The sequence below is a fragment of the Acidovorax sp. HMWF029 genome, from assembly GCF_003060895.1.
Classification (GTDB): Bacteria; Pseudomonadota; Gammaproteobacteria; order Burkholderiales; family Burkholderiaceae_C; genus Acidovorax.
Map to the genome: position 1 here is coordinate 1 of NZ_QAIH01000087.1, position 14,766 is coordinate 14,766.

A 14,766-nucleotide genomic window follows, 5' to 3' on the forward strand; every position below is an offset into this window, starting at 1 on the left:
GGCCAGCCCGGCGGCGGTGCGGCTGCGTAAAGGGATGCTGTACATGGTGCTCTCCTTCGTGTGGGTGATTCAAGCGGCCTGAACGGCGGCCGGGCTGGGGGAGGGTGGGACGTCGCTACCACTCGCGTTGCGCCGCGCCGCCCGGTCCCAGGCCTTCTCGTGGAAGAAGAAGGCCACGGCCTGCACCGTGGGTTCCAGCAGGCTCAGGGTGAGCGAGGCCCACAGGTTGCCCGTGACGGCATAGGCCACCATCGCCGCCACGCAGATATGGATCAGGTAGTAGCTGCCGGTCTTCATCAGCATGGTCTTGTTGTGGCGTGCGGCGCGGCGGATGTGGGACATGGCGGGCTCCTTTTTCTACAGGCTGCGCGGAAAATGCAGCGATGGAGAAATGGTAGTGATTCGCAATAGCAAAGACCAATTGATCATCGCTAACGCAGAGATAGCCACTATCCGTGTGCAATGGCCGAGCCCCTGCAGTCTTTATTCCGGCAGCACGGCTTCTGTGCGTGAACTGGTTCACACATCGGGGCAAAATTAGTGCGATCAGGCCCTGGCCCCCGTTGCTATGATGGCCGCTCTTTTCAACCCCTCTTTTGCTTTGGGAGCACCTATGGCCCTCATGGACTTCATCAAGAAACAGTTCATTGACATCCTTCAGTGGACCGAAGAGGGGGACGGCACCCTGGCCTGGCGCTTCCCCATGGCGGGCATGGAAATCCAGAACGGCGGCACCCTGGTAGTGCGCGAGTCGCAGATGGCCATCTTCGTCAACGAAGGCCAGGTGGCCGACGTGTTCGGCCCCGGCACCTACAAGCTCACCACGCAGACGCTGCCGGTGCTCACGTACCTGAAGAACTGGGACAAGCTCTTTGAGTCCCCCTTCAAGAGCGATGTGTACTTCTTCAGCACACGCCAGCAGATCGACCAGAAATGGGGCACGCCCCAGCCCATCACGATCCGCGACAAAGACTTTGGCGCCGTGCGCCTGCGTGCGTTCGGCAACTATGCCTTCCGCATTGCCGACCCCAAGCTCTTTCACACCGAAATCTCCGGCACGCGCGAGTCCTACCCCGTGGCCGACCTGGAAGGCCAGTTGCGCGGCATGGTGCTGCAAAACATCAGCAACGCCATTGCGGGCAGCGGCCTGCCGTTTTTGGACCTGGCGGCCAACCAGGTCATGTTTGCCGATGCGCTGACCAAGGAACTCGCGCCAATCTTCGCCAAGCTGGGCATCTTGATCGAGTCGCTCACGGTGCAGAACGTCTCGCTGCCCGAAGAGCTGCAAAAGATTCTCGACCAGAAGATCGGCATGGGCATGGTCGGCAACGACATGGCCAAGTTCATGCAGTACCAGACGGCCCAGGCCATCCCCAAGTTTGCCGAAGCCAGTGGTGGTGGCAGCGGCATTGCGGGCGACGCCATGGGCCTGGGTGCGGGTGTGGCGCTGGGCCAGGTGCTGGCGCAAAACCTGGCCCAGGGCCTGCAGACCCCTGTGGCACCCGCTGCCGGAGCCGCAGCAGCCGCCGGTGCGGCCCCCGTGGGCGTGAAGCCCGAGGATGTGATGGCCACGCTCGAAAAGCTGGGCGAGCTCAAGTCCAAAGGCATCCTCACGCAGGAAGAGTTCGATGCCAAGAAGGCCGAGCTGCTCAAGAAACTGGTCTAGAAGGTGTGCCACACCTTTTGATTCAATTGCTATCATAAATATAGCTGCTTTCGCAGGAGGGACGCGCGCAGAGGGCCTAAAAATGCCCAAAGCCGCGTAATGCGGCGCGGGCAGAACACTCCAGACGATGGCCACCGACCCCACCCAGCGCTACTACCGCGCGCCCTGCCCCGGCTGCGGCGCGCCGGTGGAGTTCAAGAGCGCGCAGTCCACGCACGCCGTGTGTGGCTACTGCCAGAGCACCGTCGTGCGCAGCGGCGAGGTGCTCACGCGCCTGGGCAAGATGGCCGAGCTGTTCGACGACCACAGCCCGCTGCAGCTCATGGCCAGCGGGCGCATCCAGCTCGACGGCAAGGACGTTCCCTTCACGCTCATCGGTCGCCTGCAATACAAGGGCGATGCGGGTGTTTGGACCGAATGGGCCGCCTTCCTCAACGACGGCACCCTGGCCACGCTGGGTGAGGACAACGGCGCCTACGTCTTCACCCGCCCCATCGACCCCGGCCGCGAGATGCCCCCAGCCGAGCGCTTTCGCATCGGCACCACCACCGCCATCAACGGTAAGCCCTACAGCGTGGCCTACACCGGCCAGGCACAGCTGATCTCGGCCCAGGGCGAGCTGCCCAAACTCCCGCCGCTGGGCCAGCCCTTTGGCATGGTCGAGCTGCGAAGTGCCGATGGCGAGGTGGTCAGCATCGACTATGGCCACACCCCGCCCAACGTCGAACGCGGCAAGGCCGTGTTGCTGGAAGACCTGCAACTCCAAGGCCTCAAGGACGAATCGGCCAAAGACGAAAAAGGCCGCCAGTTCAACTGCCCGCACTGCGGCGCACCCGTGCAGGTGCAGCTGTCCACCTCCAAGAGCATCACCTGCGGCTCCTGCGCCAGCGTCATTGATCTGAGCAGCGGCGTGGGCGGCGAGCTGCGCTCGGCCGAGCAGGACGAGCCCGTGCAGCCCATCATCCCTCTGGGCAGCAAAGGCCAGCTGCAGGGCGTGCACTGGCAGGTGGTGGGCTTTCAGCACCGCATGGGCGTGGAGCCTAGCGACGACGAGCACTTCGGCTGGAGCGAATACCTGCTCTACAACCAAAAGCGCGGCTTCGCCTTCCTGGTCGATTCGGAAGAAGGCTGGAGCATGGTGCGCCCCACCACCGGGGCGCCGCAGATGGCGGCCACGGGGCGTTCGGCGACCTACATGGGTACGAAGTACGACCTCAAGTACACCTACGAGGCCGAAACCACCTACGTGCTGGGCGAGTTCTACTGGCAGGTCACGCGCGGGCAAAAGACCACGAACCGCGACTTCGCCAGCAGCAAGGGCCTGCTGTCGATGGAACAAAGCCCGAACGAGATCACCTGGTCCGCCGGTGACAAGCTCTCCAGCGACACCGTGGCCAAGGCCTTCAAGCTCGAAGACAAGAAGGACGTGCTCCAGCGCGACGACCCCGGCCCCTTCGTGGCCAAGTCGGGCCTGGGCTGCGGCGCCATCATCCTGATCGCGATCATTATCCTGTTCCTGCTCATCGTCCTGAGCACATGCTCGGGCTCGTCGGGCAGCGGCTACCGCAGCTCCGGCGGCTCGTTCGGCGGGTACTCCTCGGGCGGCAGCCACAAATAACCTCGACACAACCCGAATTTCACCGGAGAACAGCATGACCAAATTCGAATGGCTTCACCCCCTGTCCATCGGCGGCACGCTGCTGTATGCCCTGATGGGCATCATCATCTTCTGGGTGGCCTTCATCATCATCGACAAGATCACGCCCTACGACCTGTGGCGCGAAATTGTGGAAAAACAAAACAAGGCCCTGGGCATGGTGGTGGCGGCGATGTGCCTGGGCATCAGCATCATTGTGGCGGCGGCGATTCACTGAGCGCCGTCCAGCGATCTCCCGGCGGTCAATCATCAGCCTGGGCGGCGCGGTGTGCCGTCTCTAGTGGGGAGGTGATCGAATTGGCACGGTCGGGGGCTGTGGATAAATTTGGCCCTCGCTAACGCTGGCGCTGGTTTGCAGGCAATTGGAGGCGTTTTGGCGTTGCCGGTGGCTTTGGCGCGGAATGGGCGGTCCAAAGAGGCAAAACGGCCCGAATGGGCGCTTTGTGGTCCGGGGTGGGTATGTGGTGCCAGGAAGTGGTTTCGGGGCACTGTGGCCCCGTTTTCATTGGAGCGCCGCGCTTCAGGCCCCCGCCAATGGGACGCTTGGCTGAGGTTGGAACGCTCCCGGGAAGTCGCACGCAAAGAAGTCGCACGGCAATTTGGGGTGCTTCTTTCAATAAATTTATTGAAATCAATGGGTTAGAGAGCACCGCATTGCATTTATCCACAACGTGCGACTTCGACTAAGTCGCACGCCTTTAAACCGCTTTAAAACAAAACGGCCTGGCGCCGGTCCTCAGGAGCGGTAGCCCCAGCTGCGGCCAAGATGCGCTCCACCTGCCGCTCTGTGAGGTGGTACTCCACAGCCAACTCTCGGGCCGTTTTGTGGGTGGTGTAGGCCTGGGCGATGCGTGCATTGCGCACCTGGATCAGTGCCCGTTCGGCCTTGGGAAGCTGGAAGTGGGACTCGCCGCCATACACCTCGGCCAGCTTTAAAAGGTTCTCCAGACCAATGACGTGCGCGAATATATGGTCTGCCGTGACGCGCTCGGGCCTGGGGATGTAAATGCGCAGCCCGCCCGAGTGCCTGACCAGGGCCATGGTGGGCTCCAGGCCGATCAGGCGCTCGAAATCCTGCAGCAGCGGCGGCAGGAGTTCGGTAGAGATGGCTTCAGCCCGATGAGTCATTTAAACGGAGCGATGGCTTGACGGAGCCGGGCATAGGCAGAGACGGCTGCGGGGTAGGCCTGAGATGGGGTGACGGGAGACAGCTCCTCGACCGCCTGACGCACTGCGGCTAGAAGAGCATCCCGCTCGCTGACTACTTGTGCGAAGGCCGCCTTGCTCTGCACCGCGCGCTGCTGCCATGTGCCAATGACGGCCTGCGCGTCACAGAGCTGCACCAGCGGAGCGCCTGGTCCGGGCTTTGTCGACGCGCGGCGGTAGCCTGACTGGGTGTACAGGCGAGCCACAACTGGAACCAGCGGAGTGTCTGCGTCAGCCATTGCGCTGGCCCTCCTGAGCTGGGTTATGCCCGCGCTGGTGCATGAGGAAGCACAGGCGTGCGTGGGCGTCCACGAACTTGCGGAATGCCTCGGGCGGGATGATGGCCGGGACGCCCTCGGTGGACTCGTCGGGGATGGCGGCCAACTGCAGTTCCGACAATGCACGCTTGGCGTCCTGCAGCAGCTCGCGCAGCTCATTGACCAGGGCGAAGAGGTTGCCATTCGCGATCTCGTGGGCGTCGATCTCGGCCTGCAGGGCGATCAGCTTCTCGGCGCCTGCAGCGATCATCGTGGCGATCTGGTCGGCGGTTTCGCGCGCTTCGATGGTCTTGCCGTTGGTGGTGCGCACGTATGCACGGATGCCATGCCACTGGCTGCTGGCGCCCGCCTCTACGATGCTGGCGATGGACTGCGGCGCCAGGTAGTGGGTCAGGCCATTGATGTCGATGAGGCGGATCATGGACGGTGGTCCTTCTGCGACTCGAACAGGTCGCGCAAATCGGCACCGCTGTTGTCAGCTCGGCCGACCTTCTTGGCGCCGCATTCGCAGCGGTAGAGGCCTCGCAGCGTGAAGTGGGCATATGTGCCGCGTCCACCGACCTGGCTGCTGGCGATGTTTTTCAGCCAGGTCCACTTGTGGCGCGGGCCGATCTTGCAAGGCTTGGTCGAAGCGGTCATGACAACTCCTCTTCGGAAAACGCGGTGGTGTAGTGGGGGCTATAGCCGCCCTGCAGCCAGTACTGGGCGTCGCACGAAGGGCAGGTAACGGAAAGGCGCTGCTCTTCGACTGCTGCAGCGAACACGTCATCGGCTGCATCGACCATGTCGTCGTGGTCCATGGCATAGCCGCAGTGCGGGCAGGTCGGGGTGCGTTGCTGGAAGGTGTCAGCCATTGCCGCCCCCTTCCTGCTTCGCGGGCTTTTCTGTGAACCGACGGGGGAACCAATCGCAATAGGTGTCGGACGGTGTGTGCCCGTAGATCGTGCAGCACCGACGCTCATGCACGCAGTGACCACAGGTCTTGCCGGTGGGCAGCTCCATGCAGGTCTTGTCGTTGCAAGCCTTGTCGGCGCAGCAGCCGTGGGAATGCTTCTTCGCGCTCATGTTGCACAGCCTTCCTTGGCCTGCGTCCGCTTTGCACGGTCCAGCATGGCCTTCAGTGCTTCGATCACCTTGGATGCTTCCATGGTGGGGACGAACTTCACATCGGAGTAGCCGCTCCCAGTGGTGCGGCCTATGAAGGCGAGTAGCGCGGCCGGGCTGGGGTCGCGCAGCCCGTTGTGCTCACCGATCTTCTTCCACAGCCACTTGATCTTGGCGGCCTGGTCGAAGGGTTTGAAGGTGCTGGCCTTGGGCGAATAGCCGAGGGTTGCCATGTGGTCAAGCACCTTGCGGCGGCCTGCAGCGTCAAGCTCGGCCGAACTGGTCTTGCCGGTCAGGTTGCGCAGGTGAAACCGGTAGTCATCTTCACTCCAGCGCAGTGCAGCGCGGCCCTGGTGGATGTGGCCCAGCTCACGCTTGCGCTGGGTGTCGGCGTTGCCTGTGTTGCTGTGGGCAGTGAATCGGCGTGTAGTGGTTGGCATGGTTTTAAACAATTGAAGTGAACAAGCCACTCTGCGGGTCGGAATCACCGTGGGACTGGAGGCATGTCGGGCACAGGTGCCGGTTGGGGCCAATCTGGCGGGCGTGGAGTTCGCACAACGGCGCATCGCAGGTGCCGCTGCGGTTGGCTTCATTGGCACCATCGCAAAGGTAGGCACTCGGGGCCATGCAGTCCTGTTCCTTGCCGGTGGTCGGCCAGCAGAAGCGGACGCTGCAGGGCGCGGGCAGGCGCGTGCCCTTGACGTGAACGATGCCGGTCTTGAGGCGATAGAAAGGCATCATGCAGTCCTTGCTCCAGCGCTCGGTGTGCTGCAGGTTCCAAGTGGGGCAACGTAGCGACAGCCGGTATTCATCGCAGCTGCCTCTGACGCGGGGCGGGCACTGGAGTGGGTTCGCCCTTGGGCATGCGGACCTGGCTTGGGCGCACCAAGGAAAACTCGACGTTGGGTTGGTCCTTGGCGGTGTAGACGTAGCCAGTACCTTCGAAGTTGGATTCGCACTCGATGGCGTGCTGCATTAGCTCCGCAACCTTCATCGCCTTGTCCGAGGGCATGAGGTAGTCCCGATAGCCGATGGTCAGGCATGCCATCGGCGTCGGCTTGGTACCGGCGCGGCTCATGTCAGCAACCCTTGCCCGGCCATGCCGCCAACACCCCTGTGGAGCTGGGCGCCTTCGCCGGAGCGGTGACCGGCTGAGTAGTGGCCCCAGTCCGTCTTGCGTTTCTTGGCGATGTTGCGGGCCTTATCGCTTTGCAACTCACCATGCTGCTGCTCTATATAGGTGAGCAAAAGTGCCTTGTCGGCCTCGGGTTGGGCAAAGCGCTCCACGAGTTGCGAGGCAGCACTCACCCAACCCATTGCGAAGGCATCGCCCCGGGCAGTTTTGGTGATGGGCTTGCAGTTGCGAGGCTGTTTGGCGATGTGGGCCAGACGGGCTTTGGCGCATTGGCGCAGCAGCACCTCGCAGGCGTAACCCGCCACTGTGGGAGCGGAATTCATGCCTACAAATACCCAGTGGCGCGAGCGCACGTAGTTGCCCGCGTGGTTGTATCGGCCTGCCAGTAATCCGAAGGCTTCACAGCCGAAGGCATCAGCGATGACACCTACCAGGCGAAGCTCCCATGCATTGGCGGCAGTGCTGCAGGCCTTGACGCGCACCTCCGCCACATCGGCAAGCGAGACATCCTGCTCGCGCAGCCCGTGCTCTCGCATGAGAGCCTGGGCCTGGCGCAGTGCTGCAGCGGCTTCATGCTCGTTGGCACTTCGGCTGAGGGCCAGGCACTTCTTGATCTTCTTGAGGGCATCTTCGCGGTTCACGACTTCGCTCCCTCAACTGCATCGTCATCCAGCAAGTTACTTGCGGTGGACTCCATGGCATCTGCCAGGTCTTCCAGCACGTTGAAGGCATATTGGTCCTGGTCTTCCCACTGGCGGGCCATGTCCAGCACCTGCTCGCGCATCGTGCGCAGACGACGCATGTGGCGAGACGCCAATTGCTTTTTGGTGGGGGCGCTCACGAACGCACCTCCTGCCCGTCAGGGCACATGCACAGCTCCGCAAGGCGGTCCACATTGAAATGCGGTCCGAAGATCGCTAGCCCCCGATAGCGGAACTGCTCACGCGCTTCGTGTTCCACCGACGTCAGCACGCACTTCAGCGCGGTCTGCACCAGCTCGCTGGGTGTCATATGCGCAGAGAGCTGCCACTTGCGCGTGGTCTGCCTGATCGGCTGGCCGCCTGAGACGCTGCACGGCGCATGGAAAGCGGCCTGCAAGTACATGGGGGTGGAATTGCCTACCACCTGGAAGTGATAGCCTGGGAAGTCGATCAGCCGCACGATGGCTTTCGCACGCTCCAGCGTCATGGCTGGGCCTGGTGGCACGGCACCTGTCTGGACCCGGCTGCGAAGCCGGGGCTTGATCAGCCACTCCCAGATGCCCATGAGCGAAGTGACCAGGAAGACGCCCTGTTGCAGGAAGAAACCCCAATGTTGGTTGCCTGCACCGAACACCAACCAGCCCAGGTTGCTGAACAGCCAGGCCACGAAAGCCCAACCGGCCCAGCGGCTGCGCGTTGCAAGCAGGGCCGCGCCGAGCATTCCCAGCAGCGTGGAGAGCAGTTCAATGACCAGCATGGCGCCACTCCTTCCAGCCGTCTTGCTTACTCCAGGTCATCAGCGGTTCATTGAGCGCGTCGTCGCGCACCACCCGAAACCGCACGTCGTGCGTAGCGTGGAAGCCGATGTCGCGAGCACTGTCCATCACGCTCGCACACGCCCCCTCATCAGCCACATCGAAGCGCGCCACATCCTTCCAAGCGCCTGCTGTGTTGGCCTGCAGCTTGGCGGGCTTCACTGGAACGGGCGCGCTCTTCGCGTTTTGAACCATAGGGTTCTCCTTTAAATGTCAGTGGGGCCGATCTGGATGCGCTGATCGGCAGGTTCGTTGTCGGTAGGGGCTGGGGAAAGCAGGCCTGCAGCTTCGAGCGTGGGGCGGCAGGCGTCGCAAGCCAACTCATAGAAGACCACTTCGTTGATCTGGCAGCACACACAGACAATGCGTGGGGAGGCACTCATCGGGCGATGCCCTCCCAGCCAAACGCAGGTGGTGATTCGTCGTCGGCCAAGAGGCCCTGCATCCAGTCATGGGCTGTCAAGGCACAGTCCAGCGTGTTCTGGCTGAAGTCGCCCGCATCGCTCAATTCGCCGAAGGCGTCGTGAACCTCATCCAGCGACATGCGCTCTTGCAGCACTCTGATCTGCGCCGTGATGGCCGCGCGGTTGTCATCGCCAAAGAACGAGTGGGTGGGCACCAACGGTTGCACGGCCTTCAAGCGCTCGATCTCGACCTCGATGACCTCGGGGGTGGGCTTGGTACGTTGGTTCATACGGCTGCCATGTCCAGGTTGATGGCCTGATAGACACCGTTGGCATCGCGCTCGTAGAAGCGGATATAGGGCTTGCTGCCAGCCACTTGAATGCTGTCGCCGATGGCGGCCATGGCTCGCTGCCACTTCTCGTCGTCGATCTTGGCGCGGCGCAGGCCCAAGACGCGGCCGGTGTTGATCTTCCCGGCCTGGTCCACCTGGAACGCATCGTTGACCAAGAGTTTGATGTGGGCGTTGCTGCCCTTGCTCCACACCTGGATGCACTCATCAATCAAGGCCTTGGCCGCCATGAGGCGCTCATCGAACACCAGGCTCTCTTGGATTTGGCGCACCACCTTGTAGCGGCCATCAAAGGAGATCAGCGTCACGTTGCCCTTCTTGCCACCGTGCTGCACCTCATACTGGGCCAAGCTGCGGTCAATGAAGTCGCTGACTTCGGCCATGGCAGCGGCTTTAAAGCGGGCCAACTCGGCGTGCTGTTTGGCGGCGGCCTGGCACAGGTCGGACACAGTGCGGTGGCGATCCTTGTCGATGTCTTTGATCTTGGACACGGGAATTAGGGCGCCGTTGGCGTCTTCCCAGTAGCCGTTGGGGATGGTTTTCTCTGTCATGGTTTTTGCTCTCCTTGGTCGGTGATCAGTGGATGGGCGCGCCTTGTGGCACGTTGGTTGCGGCGGCTTGCTGTGCCAACAGGAATGCCGCCTTCGTGGTCTGGATCGCACAAGACTCGGTGCAGCAGGGATGGGCCACGGCCATGCGGATATAGACAGCCAGCAGCGCGGTCAGCACGTCTGCATGTGGCGCATCCTTGAGCGCAGGCACGCCCAAGATCACGTTCTCCAGCTCTTGCACCCGGCGAATGCGCTCGGCGCGTTGTTCGGTGGGATTGGCAGCTCCGTTCATGCGGCAGTACTCCTGTAGGCATTGCGTTTGCCCTGCATGAGACTTGGGCAGTTGGTGTGATCCAGAGCGCCCTGGCGGGCGGCGGGCATAGATGGAGGCACGTAGGCCCCTCGCATGGCATCGAGACGCGTAGGGGCGGCCGTAGGGCCTGTGTCTGCGTGGTGTGTGCTGGTGGCACTTGTGGCGCCAGGTAGCGGCAGGCACATTGGAGTGACGGCGTAGACGGTGCCAGCGCGGTGCAGGGTCTGGCACTCCAGGAACCCGCCTTTGTGCAGCGTGGCGAGGCACTCCTCCACCTCAGCCAGGCTGTAGGTGGGGCTCCAATGGCTAGTCAGGCGCAGCACGCTCCACCAGCCACCATCCTTGCGGATGAAGGCCCACAGCGCTGCGCAATCAAGAGTCAGTCCCTTAGCCATGGCTGCGCCCTCCCTGGACCACCGTGAGCCCACGCATGCCCTGGAACCAGGCGTAGTCGATGACGGCGAAGCGCAGTGCCTCGCGGCGGTTGATGCCGAAGCCGTTCTGCAGGCAGCGGGCACGGCGGGTGATCCAGCGAAGCGGCGGACGCTGATAGTTCGGAGCGGTGCTCATGACAGCCCTTTCCAGAAGCTGGTAGCGCGGGCCGTGCTGCTGATCTGCTGGGCCTGGAGCGCATCCAGCTCGGCGCGGAGCTGGGCCATGTGCTCACGGTGCAGTGCGCGCTCGCGGTCCATGTAGATCGCAATGCGACGGATGCGGCGGGCCACCCAGGCTTCGCGCACCGCGTGCGCCAAACCCACGGGGCCGCCAATGGCGATGGTCTTTAAAACGTTCATGGGGCCTCCTGCGGGACCGGTGTGCTGTGGATGGGAATGACCTTGCTGCGCGGTTGGACCGCACGCGCCACGGGTGGCGCGCTGGCGGCCTTGTGGGGGCACTGGTTGCAGGCCTGCCAATGCCGCATGTCCCTCGGCGTTGACGGCGCGCTGCGATGTGCATGTGCCCGGCATTGATCGGCTGTGACCTCTTGGGACACGCCTCCCGCCTCCTCGGTCAGGTGCGGACACACGTAGCGGCCGAAGGTGTGAACCACCTTGTCGGCCACGCGCGCCGTGCTGGCCGTGCCCTTGCCGTATTCCCCGCTGCCGTTGAGGACCTGGCTCAAGGTGGCCGGGCTGATGCCGAGCGTCTTTGCCACCTGGGTGCGTTGCTGTCCCTCGGTGCGCTGCTGCAGCAGTTCAAACCATGACTCGCTCATATACGGTGGCTTCATTGGTCGGAGCACCCTTCGGAGTCACTGGCGACGGCGTTCGCGGCTTTGCGATAGCGTGCAGGCACTGCACTCGCGTTTGGCAACTGGCTGGGGTGTATCTGCCCGGGTTTGGTTGGTGGGGGCCAGCGCCCCAGGTCTTTGACCAGGACGTAGCGGACGCGCCCACCTGCCTCCCGCTTTTGGCCGGTCACAACCGCAGAGGTGGGATGCTTTGTCCAGGCCAAGAGCAGCGCACCGATGCGTTTGGTCTGAGCTTCAAAGTTGTCGTCTGCGTCGATCAGCGTCTCCGCCGCTTCGACGGCTGTCAGGCGGCGGCGGATGCGCAGCAGGTTCCACACACGGGTGGGCAAGGCCTGCAGGTCGGGTGTGGAACCTGGCATTGCCTGCACTGCAGCCTGGGCGACCTGCAGACCCGTCGCTGTGGCGAACCACAGGCGGGGGCTACGCGACCTGTGAGGCTTCAAAGCCCGCGATTCCACATATCCCTGCTTCTGAAGGGATGACAGAGCCAGGTCAGCGATGCCTACGGGATAGTGCAAGTGATCGCTGGTGGCCCATTGGCTGACCTCAGCGGCGGTGATCGCCTGAGTGGTGCGCTTGACGTTGGCGCCGATGGCCGCCAGCGCTGGGAGGAAGAACCATTGCAAGAAGGCCATCACACCCCCTTGTTGGCCGCGATGTGGCCGGTGAAGTCCGTGCACAGGGGCTTGCCCTTCACGTGGGCCACATCCACCTCTGTCCAGCTATTGGTCTCGGCCCACACCTCGATGTTGGCGATGGCGTTGAGCACATGACGCATGCGGCCCTTGCTGTCGCGGTGGATTTGTTCCACCAGGGCGGGCGAGAGCGCCACCTCGGCCTTGGCCTTGCAGGTCGCCTGCACGTCTGCCAGGCTCAGTGGGTGCAGTTGAACGATGCGCGCCACGCGGCTGGCGATGTGCTCGTACCGCTGCACGATGGCCGGGAAGTCCTGCATGCCGACCAGGAACACCATGGTGCCGGTCACGTCGGAGATATCACGGATGGTCTCCAGCTTGGCAGCGCTCTTCATGTCAGCCAGGTAGTCGGCTTCATCAACGATGAGGGCCTGCATGGTCTGCGCCAGGTGCTGGGTAATGCGGTTCTCGATGTCCTTGGCAGAACCGCGTACTGCCACCCCCAGCTCGGCGGCGATGTCTTCCAGCATGGAGCGAGGTGTCCACACCTTCTTGGCGCGGATGAACACATGGCCGTTCTCGCTGGCCCAGCGCTCGGTCATCTCGGACTTGCCGATACCGAACTTGCCCTGGATCAGCACGAGGCTGGCCTCGCGGGCGCCTCGGCGCTCAACGATCTTCTCGGCCTCCTTGAGCAGCCGGAAGTTGGTGGTTTGCACGAATCCTTTTTTCACCTTACATTCCCCTTCGTTTGGGTCTCTCAAAATCACTCAGGCACGCTCTGTGACGGTTGCCGCCGTCACAGGGCACTCTTAAAACCGGACTGCTCGTCCGCGTCATCCCAGCCAAGGCCCCGCGCCGTGTAGTAGTCGGCCAGGCCCTCATACCCCTCGCTTTTCACGTACTGGCGCAGCCATTGCTCGTCGCTCGCGCCCCACTGGTCGCGGTGCGCCATGAGCCACTCGTAGCGGTCGCTGGACGTGTCAAAGAAAGGCCTGCCCGAAGCCGCTTGCACGGCCTCGCCCTCGGAGGAAGAACAGGGAGGGAGGGAGGAGAAAACCTCCGGGGTGGAGGGCACGACCACGAATGGCGTGCTGGGCTCCGGCAGGGAAAACTGGGCAGGTTGCACCGGGGTCTGCAGCTCGCGCAATGCGAGGTCGATCTGCTGCTCACGGCGCTTGACGGCGGCCTTCACGCGCTTCTCCCGGGCCATGTCAATCACGGGCGTTGGGAAGAAGTCGCGGCGGCTGGCTTCGTACTTGGCCTCGCAGACGTAGTCACCGTCCAGCGTGTAGACCAGCACAAAGCTCGGGTCGTGGATGTCGTAGCGGACGCTGACCTCGCGGCCATCCACATCGCGGCGCATCAGTTCGGGCGCCGCATAGGTCTGGTTGAAGAAGGTCACCTGACCGCGCTTGGCGGTGCGCAGCACAGCGGGCATGAACATCATGCGCAGCTCAAGCTGGGTGAGCAGCTCCTGCTCTTCGACCTTGTACTCAGCGGCCCATGCCTCGGCAGGGGTCATGTGCTTGCCGTCAGCGCGCTTGGGCAGCGTGCGATGGCGGTGCTCGTGGTTGTACTCATGCACAGCCTTCTCGACCGCATCAATGAACTGCTGCCACGTGGGCACTTTGGAGCTGAGCACCACCACCTCGCCCGACTGCTGCGCGCGGCGCACGGCGCGCTGCTCTTTCTGCAACTCGGCCGCTACCTTGCGGAAGGTGCCTCCATCAACGTCCTTGCCCTGGTAGGTGGCGAAGTTGCGGGCGCAGTTGATACCCACCGTTTGCCACAGGCGCTCAATGCCCCCGTGGCCTTGCGGCTTGCCCGCGATGCCGGTGCGATGGTCGATGCCCAGCCGAGCGCAGAACCCGTCAATCGGGCAATCCATCTGCTTGGCGGTTTCACCGGCACCGTTGTCGCCGTAGAGGATGGCGGGCACACCCCACTGGCCTACTGCATGCCGCAAGGCATCGCCCACCGCACGCACGTTCTCCGACAGGTTCACCGACCAGCCCGTGACCATCCGGGTCTTGGCATCCAGAGTCACGGTCAGCTCGGGGGCGAACGGTGCACCGTGATCCGGGTGGCGCACCTTGGCTTTAAACGTGTGACCGTCAATCAGGGCGACGTCGTTGGCCTTCAGGACCGAGGTGTCGCGCCATTTGAAGGGCAGTTGTGCGTCGCGCTGCGCACCGGGTGCGAAGCGGGCCTTGATCAATGCGGTGTTGGCCTGGTGGCTCTTGCCAAACTTGTCCAGGGCGCGGCGTGCACGGGCGTAAAGGGCCTTCCAGGTATCGAAGTCCCGGCCGAGCTGGCGGGTCACTTCCTTGGCTGCGCCTGTGAGCTTGCGGAACCGGGCGTCCCGGCTGTGATACAGGCCGAGCACTGCGGCCACGTCCTGCTCCACGTCTTGCAGAGCTGGCTCTGGTGCTGGTGCGGGCAGCAGGCCCCACCAGCCCTCGGCGCGGTAAATGCCCAGGTACCGCTCCAACGTGCGGGCGCTGACCTGGTCAGCTCGGGCGCGCTGGTTGGCCTTGCGCGCAGTGGCCTGCAGCTCGGCGCTGGCCTGGCCGCTGGCGAGCTGAAGGGCCACCAAGTTGCAGGCGCGCTTGATGCCGTGCACGGACTCCAAGTCCAGCACCATGTTCACCAGCAGCATGCGGGCGTCAGCCGTAGCCTTGTCGGTCAGGCTGGGT

At 63.4% G+C, this 14,766-nt stretch carries 27 protein-coding genes; 3 read left to right on the top strand and 24 right to left on the bottom strand.

The genetic code is table 11. The features are described 5' to 3' along the window. Positions 1-69 precede the first annotated feature (69 nt). Positions 70-342, bottom strand: coding sequence for a DUF2061 domain-containing protein (locus DBR12_RS05345; protein WP_108616309.1), 273 nt, complete (start codon positions 340-342; stop codon positions 70-72). A 271-nt stretch (positions 343-613) separates the two neighbouring features. On the opposite strand from DBR12_RS05345, the gene DBR12_RS05350 reads away from it, so the two are divergent. The 3 genes from DBR12_RS05350 (at position 614) to DBR12_RS05360 (ending at position 3,540) form a co-directional block, all read left to right on the top strand. Continuing rightward, complete coding sequence (locus DBR12_RS05350; RefSeq protein WP_108616310.1) at positions 614-1,666, top strand: SPFH domain-containing protein; 1,053 nt, start codon at positions 614-616, stop codon at positions 1,664-1,666. A 127-nt stretch (positions 1,667-1,793) separates the two neighbouring features. Next, positions 1,794-3,284 (top strand): DUF4178 domain-containing protein, encoded by a 1,491-nt coding sequence (locus tag DBR12_RS05355; RefSeq protein ID WP_108616311.1) that lies wholly within the window; start codon positions 1,794-1,796, stop codon positions 3,282-3,284. A 34-nt stretch (positions 3,285-3,318) separates the two neighbouring features. Beyond that, complete coding sequence (locus DBR12_RS05360) at positions 3,319-3,540, top strand: DUF350 domain-containing protein (protein ID WP_066789207.1); 222 nt, start codon at positions 3,319-3,321, stop codon at positions 3,538-3,540. A gap of 491 nt (positions 3,541-4,031) precedes the next feature. On the opposite strand, the gene DBR12_RS05365 is transcribed toward DBR12_RS05360, so the two are convergent. The 23 genes from DBR12_RS05365 to DBR12_RS05470 form a co-directional block, all read right to left on the bottom strand. Beyond that, positions 4,032-4,451 (bottom strand): Mor transcription activator family protein, encoded by a 420-nt coding sequence (locus DBR12_RS05365; RefSeq protein ID WP_108616312.1) that lies wholly within the window; start codon positions 4,449-4,451, stop codon positions 4,032-4,034. A 309-nt stretch (positions 4,452-4,760) separates the two neighbouring features. Continuing rightward, positions 4,761-5,228 carry a hypothetical protein gene (locus tag DBR12_RS05375; RefSeq protein ID WP_108616314.1) on the bottom strand — a complete coding sequence of 156 codons (468 nt, stop codon included), beginning with the start codon at positions 5,226-5,228 and terminating at the stop codon, positions 4,761-4,763. Continuing rightward, positions 5,225-5,446, bottom strand: a complete 222-nt coding sequence (locus tag DBR12_RS05380; RefSeq protein ID WP_108616315.1) for a hypothetical protein — start codon at positions 5,444-5,446, stop codon at positions 5,225-5,227. The genes DBR12_RS05375 and DBR12_RS05380 overlap by 4 nt, the downstream gene beginning before the upstream one ends. Next, positions 5,443-5,661 carry a hypothetical protein gene (locus DBR12_RS05385; RefSeq protein ID WP_108616316.1) on the bottom strand — a complete coding sequence of 73 codons (219 nt, stop codon included), beginning with the start codon at positions 5,659-5,661 and terminating at the stop codon, positions 5,443-5,445. Before DBR12_RS05385 ends, DBR12_RS05380 begins: the two co-directional genes overlap by 4 nt. Further along, the gene (locus DBR12_RS05390; RefSeq protein WP_108616317.1) at positions 5,654-5,872 is read right to left on the bottom strand and encodes a hypothetical protein; all 219 of its coding nucleotides are present in this window, start codon (positions 5,870-5,872) and stop codon (positions 5,654-5,656) included. The genes DBR12_RS05385 and DBR12_RS05390 overlap by 8 nt, the downstream gene beginning before the upstream one ends. Beyond that, positions 5,869-6,351: a regulatory protein GemA gene (locus DBR12_RS05395; protein ID WP_108616318.1), complete on the bottom strand. Its 483-nt coding sequence runs from the start codon at positions 6,349-6,351 to the stop codon at positions 5,869-5,871. Before DBR12_RS05395 ends, DBR12_RS05390 begins: the two co-directional genes overlap by 4 nt. Before the next feature lie 4 nt (positions 6,352-6,355). Then, the gene (locus tag DBR12_RS05400; protein ID WP_108616331.1) at positions 6,356-6,649 is read right to left on the bottom strand and encodes a hypothetical protein; all 294 of its coding nucleotides are present in this window, start codon (positions 6,647-6,649) and stop codon (positions 6,356-6,358) included. 70 nt (positions 6,650-6,719) lie between these two features. Continuing rightward, positions 6,720-6,959 carry a hypothetical protein gene (locus DBR12_RS05405; protein WP_233244314.1) on the bottom strand — a complete coding sequence of 80 codons (240 nt, stop codon included), beginning with the start codon at positions 6,957-6,959 and terminating at the stop codon, positions 6,720-6,722. Positions 6,960-6,985: 26 nt separating this feature from the next. Further along, positions 6,986-7,687 (bottom strand): DUF2786 domain-containing protein, encoded by a 702-nt coding sequence (locus DBR12_RS05410; RefSeq protein ID WP_108616320.1) that lies wholly within the window; start codon positions 7,685-7,687, stop codon positions 6,986-6,988. Next, complete coding sequence (locus tag DBR12_RS21945) at positions 7,684-7,887, bottom strand: hypothetical protein (RefSeq protein ID WP_146185472.1); 204 nt, start codon at positions 7,885-7,887, stop codon at positions 7,684-7,686. The genes DBR12_RS05410 and DBR12_RS21945 overlap by 4 nt, the downstream gene beginning before the upstream one ends. Continuing rightward, a complete protein-coding gene (locus DBR12_RS05415; RefSeq protein ID WP_108616321.1) occupies positions 7,884-8,504 on the bottom strand; it encodes a hypothetical protein in 621 nt (206 codons plus the stop codon). The genes DBR12_RS21945 and DBR12_RS05415 overlap by 4 nt, the downstream gene beginning before the upstream one ends. Beyond that, on the bottom strand, positions 8,491-8,757 hold the full coding sequence (locus DBR12_RS05420; protein WP_108616322.1) for a hypothetical protein: 267 nt from the start codon (positions 8,755-8,757) through the stop codon (positions 8,491-8,493). The genes DBR12_RS05415 and DBR12_RS05420 overlap by 14 nt, the downstream gene beginning before the upstream one ends. 11 nt (positions 8,758-8,768) lie before the next feature. Beyond that, positions 8,769-8,945, bottom strand: coding sequence for a hypothetical protein (locus DBR12_RS22150; RefSeq protein WP_158274975.1), 177 nt, complete (start codon positions 8,943-8,945; stop codon positions 8,769-8,771). After that, entirely contained in the window at positions 8,942-9,256 is a 315-nt protein-coding gene (locus tag DBR12_RS05425) for a hypothetical protein (protein ID WP_108616323.1), read from the bottom strand. The genes DBR12_RS22150 and DBR12_RS05425 overlap by 4 nt, the downstream gene beginning before the upstream one ends. Next, the gene (locus tag DBR12_RS05430; RefSeq protein WP_108616324.1) at positions 9,253-9,867 is read right to left on the bottom strand and encodes a DUF3164 family protein; all 615 of its coding nucleotides are present in this window, start codon (positions 9,865-9,867) and stop codon (positions 9,253-9,255) included. Before DBR12_RS05430 ends, DBR12_RS05425 begins: the two co-directional genes overlap by 4 nt. Positions 9,868-9,892: 25 nt before the next feature. Then, positions 9,893-10,159: a hypothetical protein gene (locus DBR12_RS05435; RefSeq protein ID WP_108616325.1), complete on the bottom strand. Its 267-nt coding sequence runs from the start codon at positions 10,157-10,159 to the stop codon at positions 9,893-9,895. Continuing rightward, positions 10,156-10,575 carry a hypothetical protein gene (locus DBR12_RS05440; RefSeq protein ID WP_108616326.1) on the bottom strand — a complete coding sequence of 140 codons (420 nt, stop codon included), beginning with the start codon at positions 10,573-10,575 and terminating at the stop codon, positions 10,156-10,158. The genes DBR12_RS05435 and DBR12_RS05440 overlap by 4 nt, the downstream gene beginning before the upstream one ends. Further along, entirely contained in the window at positions 10,568-10,750 is a 183-nt protein-coding gene (locus tag DBR12_RS05445; RefSeq protein WP_108616327.1) for a hypothetical protein, read from the bottom strand. The genes DBR12_RS05440 and DBR12_RS05445 overlap by 8 nt, the downstream gene beginning before the upstream one ends. Next, positions 10,747-10,974 (bottom strand): hypothetical protein, encoded by a 228-nt coding sequence (locus tag DBR12_RS05450; protein ID WP_233244315.1) that lies wholly within the window; start codon positions 10,972-10,974, stop codon positions 10,747-10,749. Before DBR12_RS05450 ends, DBR12_RS05445 begins: the two co-directional genes overlap by 4 nt. Beyond that, entirely contained in the window at positions 10,971-11,396 is a 426-nt protein-coding gene (locus DBR12_RS05455; RefSeq protein ID WP_233244316.1) for a helix-turn-helix domain-containing protein, read from the bottom strand. Before DBR12_RS05455 ends, DBR12_RS05450 begins: the two co-directional genes overlap by 4 nt. Positions 11,397-11,407: 11 nt before the next feature. Then, on the bottom strand, positions 11,408-12,067 hold the full coding sequence (locus tag DBR12_RS05460; RefSeq protein ID WP_108616329.1) for a hypothetical protein: 660 nt from the start codon (positions 12,065-12,067) through the stop codon (positions 11,408-11,410). Next, positions 12,067-12,786, bottom strand: a complete 720-nt coding sequence (locus tag DBR12_RS05465; RefSeq protein ID WP_233244317.1) for an AAA family ATPase — start codon at positions 12,784-12,786, stop codon at positions 12,067-12,069. Before DBR12_RS05465 ends, DBR12_RS05460 begins: the two co-directional genes overlap by 1 nt. 80 nt (positions 12,787-12,866) lie before the next feature. Continuing rightward, positions 12,867-14,766 (bottom strand): Mu transposase C-terminal domain-containing protein (locus DBR12_RS05470; protein WP_108616333.1); only part of this gene is annotated, 1,900 nt, incomplete at its 5' end.

What these genes read in the sequence shown, in the direction of transcription:
- DBR12_RS05345 (WP_108616309.1), bottom strand. Translation starts at nt 342, where the DNA reads ATGTCCCACATCCGCCGCGCCGCACGCCACAACAAGACCATGCTGATG.
- DBR12_RS05350 (WP_108616310.1), top strand. Translation starts at nt 614, where the DNA reads ATGGCCCTCATGGACTTCATCAAGAAACAGTTCATTGACATCCTTCAG.
- DBR12_RS05355 (WP_108616311.1), top strand. Translation starts at nt 1,794, where the DNA reads ATGGCCACCGACCCCACCCAGCGCTACTACCGCGCGCCCTGCCCCGGC.
- DBR12_RS05360 (WP_066789207.1), top strand. Translation starts at nt 3,319, where the DNA reads ATGACCAAATTCGAATGGCTTCACCCCCTGTCCATCGGCGGCACGCTG.
- DBR12_RS05365 (WP_108616312.1), bottom strand. Translation starts at nt 4,451, where the DNA reads ATGACTCATCGGGCTGAAGCCATCTCTACCGAACTCCTGCCGCCGCTG.
- DBR12_RS05375 (WP_108616314.1), bottom strand. Translation starts at nt 5,228, where the DNA reads ATGATCCGCCTCATCGACATCAATGGCCTGACCCACTACCTGGCGCCG.
- DBR12_RS05380 (WP_108616315.1), bottom strand. Translation starts at nt 5,446, where the DNA reads ATGACCGCTTCGACCAAGCCTTGCAAGATCGGCCCGCGCCACAAGTGG.
- DBR12_RS05385 (WP_108616316.1), bottom strand. Translation starts at nt 5,661, where the DNA reads ATGGCTGACACCTTCCAGCAACGCACCCCGACCTGCCCGCACTGCGGC.
- DBR12_RS05390 (WP_108616317.1), bottom strand. Translation starts at nt 5,872, where the DNA reads ATGAGCGCGAAGAAGCATTCCCACGGCTGCTGCGCCGACAAGGCTTGC.
- DBR12_RS05395 (WP_108616318.1), bottom strand. Translation starts at nt 6,351, where the DNA reads ATGCCAACCACTACACGCCGATTCACTGCCCACAGCAACACAGGCAAC.
- DBR12_RS05400 (WP_108616331.1), bottom strand. Translation starts at nt 6,649, where the DNA reads ATGCCTTTCTATCGCCTCAAGACCGGCATCGTTCACGTCAAGGGCACG.
- DBR12_RS05405 (WP_233244314.1), bottom strand. Translation starts at nt 6,959, where the DNA reads ATGGCATGCCTGACCATCGGCTATCGGGACTACCTCATGCCCTCGGAC.
- DBR12_RS05415 (WP_108616321.1), bottom strand. Translation starts at nt 8,504, where the DNA reads ATGCTGGTCATTGAACTGCTCTCCACGCTGCTGGGAATGCTCGGCGCG.
- DBR12_RS05420 (WP_108616322.1), bottom strand. Translation starts at nt 8,757, where the DNA reads ATGGTTCAAAACGCGAAGAGCGCGCCCGTTCCAGTGAAGCCCGCCAAG.
- DBR12_RS22150 (WP_158274975.1), bottom strand. Translation starts at nt 8,945, where the DNA reads ATGAGTGCCTCCCCACGCATTGTCTGTGTGTGCTGCCAGATCAACGAA.
- DBR12_RS05425 (WP_108616323.1), bottom strand. Translation starts at nt 9,256, where the DNA reads ATGAACCAACGTACCAAGCCCACCCCCGAGGTCATCGAGGTCGAGATC.
- DBR12_RS05430 (WP_108616324.1), bottom strand. Translation starts at nt 9,867, where the DNA reads ATGACAGAGAAAACCATCCCCAACGGCTACTGGGAAGACGCCAACGGC.
- DBR12_RS05435 (WP_108616325.1), bottom strand. Translation starts at nt 10,159, where the DNA reads ATGAACGGAGCTGCCAATCCCACCGAACAACGCGCCGAGCGCATTCGC.
- DBR12_RS05440 (WP_108616326.1), bottom strand. Translation starts at nt 10,575, where the DNA reads ATGGCTAAGGGACTGACTCTTGATTGCGCAGCGCTGTGGGCCTTCATC.
- DBR12_RS05445 (WP_108616327.1), bottom strand. Translation starts at nt 10,750, where the DNA reads ATGAGCACCGCTCCGAACTATCAGCGTCCGCCGCTTCGCTGGATCACC.
- DBR12_RS05450 (WP_233244315.1), bottom strand. Translation starts at nt 10,974, where the DNA reads ATGAACGTTTTAAAGACCATCGCCATTGGCGGCCCCGTGGGTTTGGCG.
- DBR12_RS05455 (WP_233244316.1), bottom strand. Translation starts at nt 11,396, where the DNA reads ATGAGCGAGTCATGGTTTGAACTGCTGCAGCAGCGCACCGAGGGACAG.
- DBR12_RS05460 (WP_108616329.1), bottom strand. Translation starts at nt 12,067, where the DNA reads ATGGCCTTCTTGCAATGGTTCTTCCTCCCAGCGCTGGCGGCCATCGGC.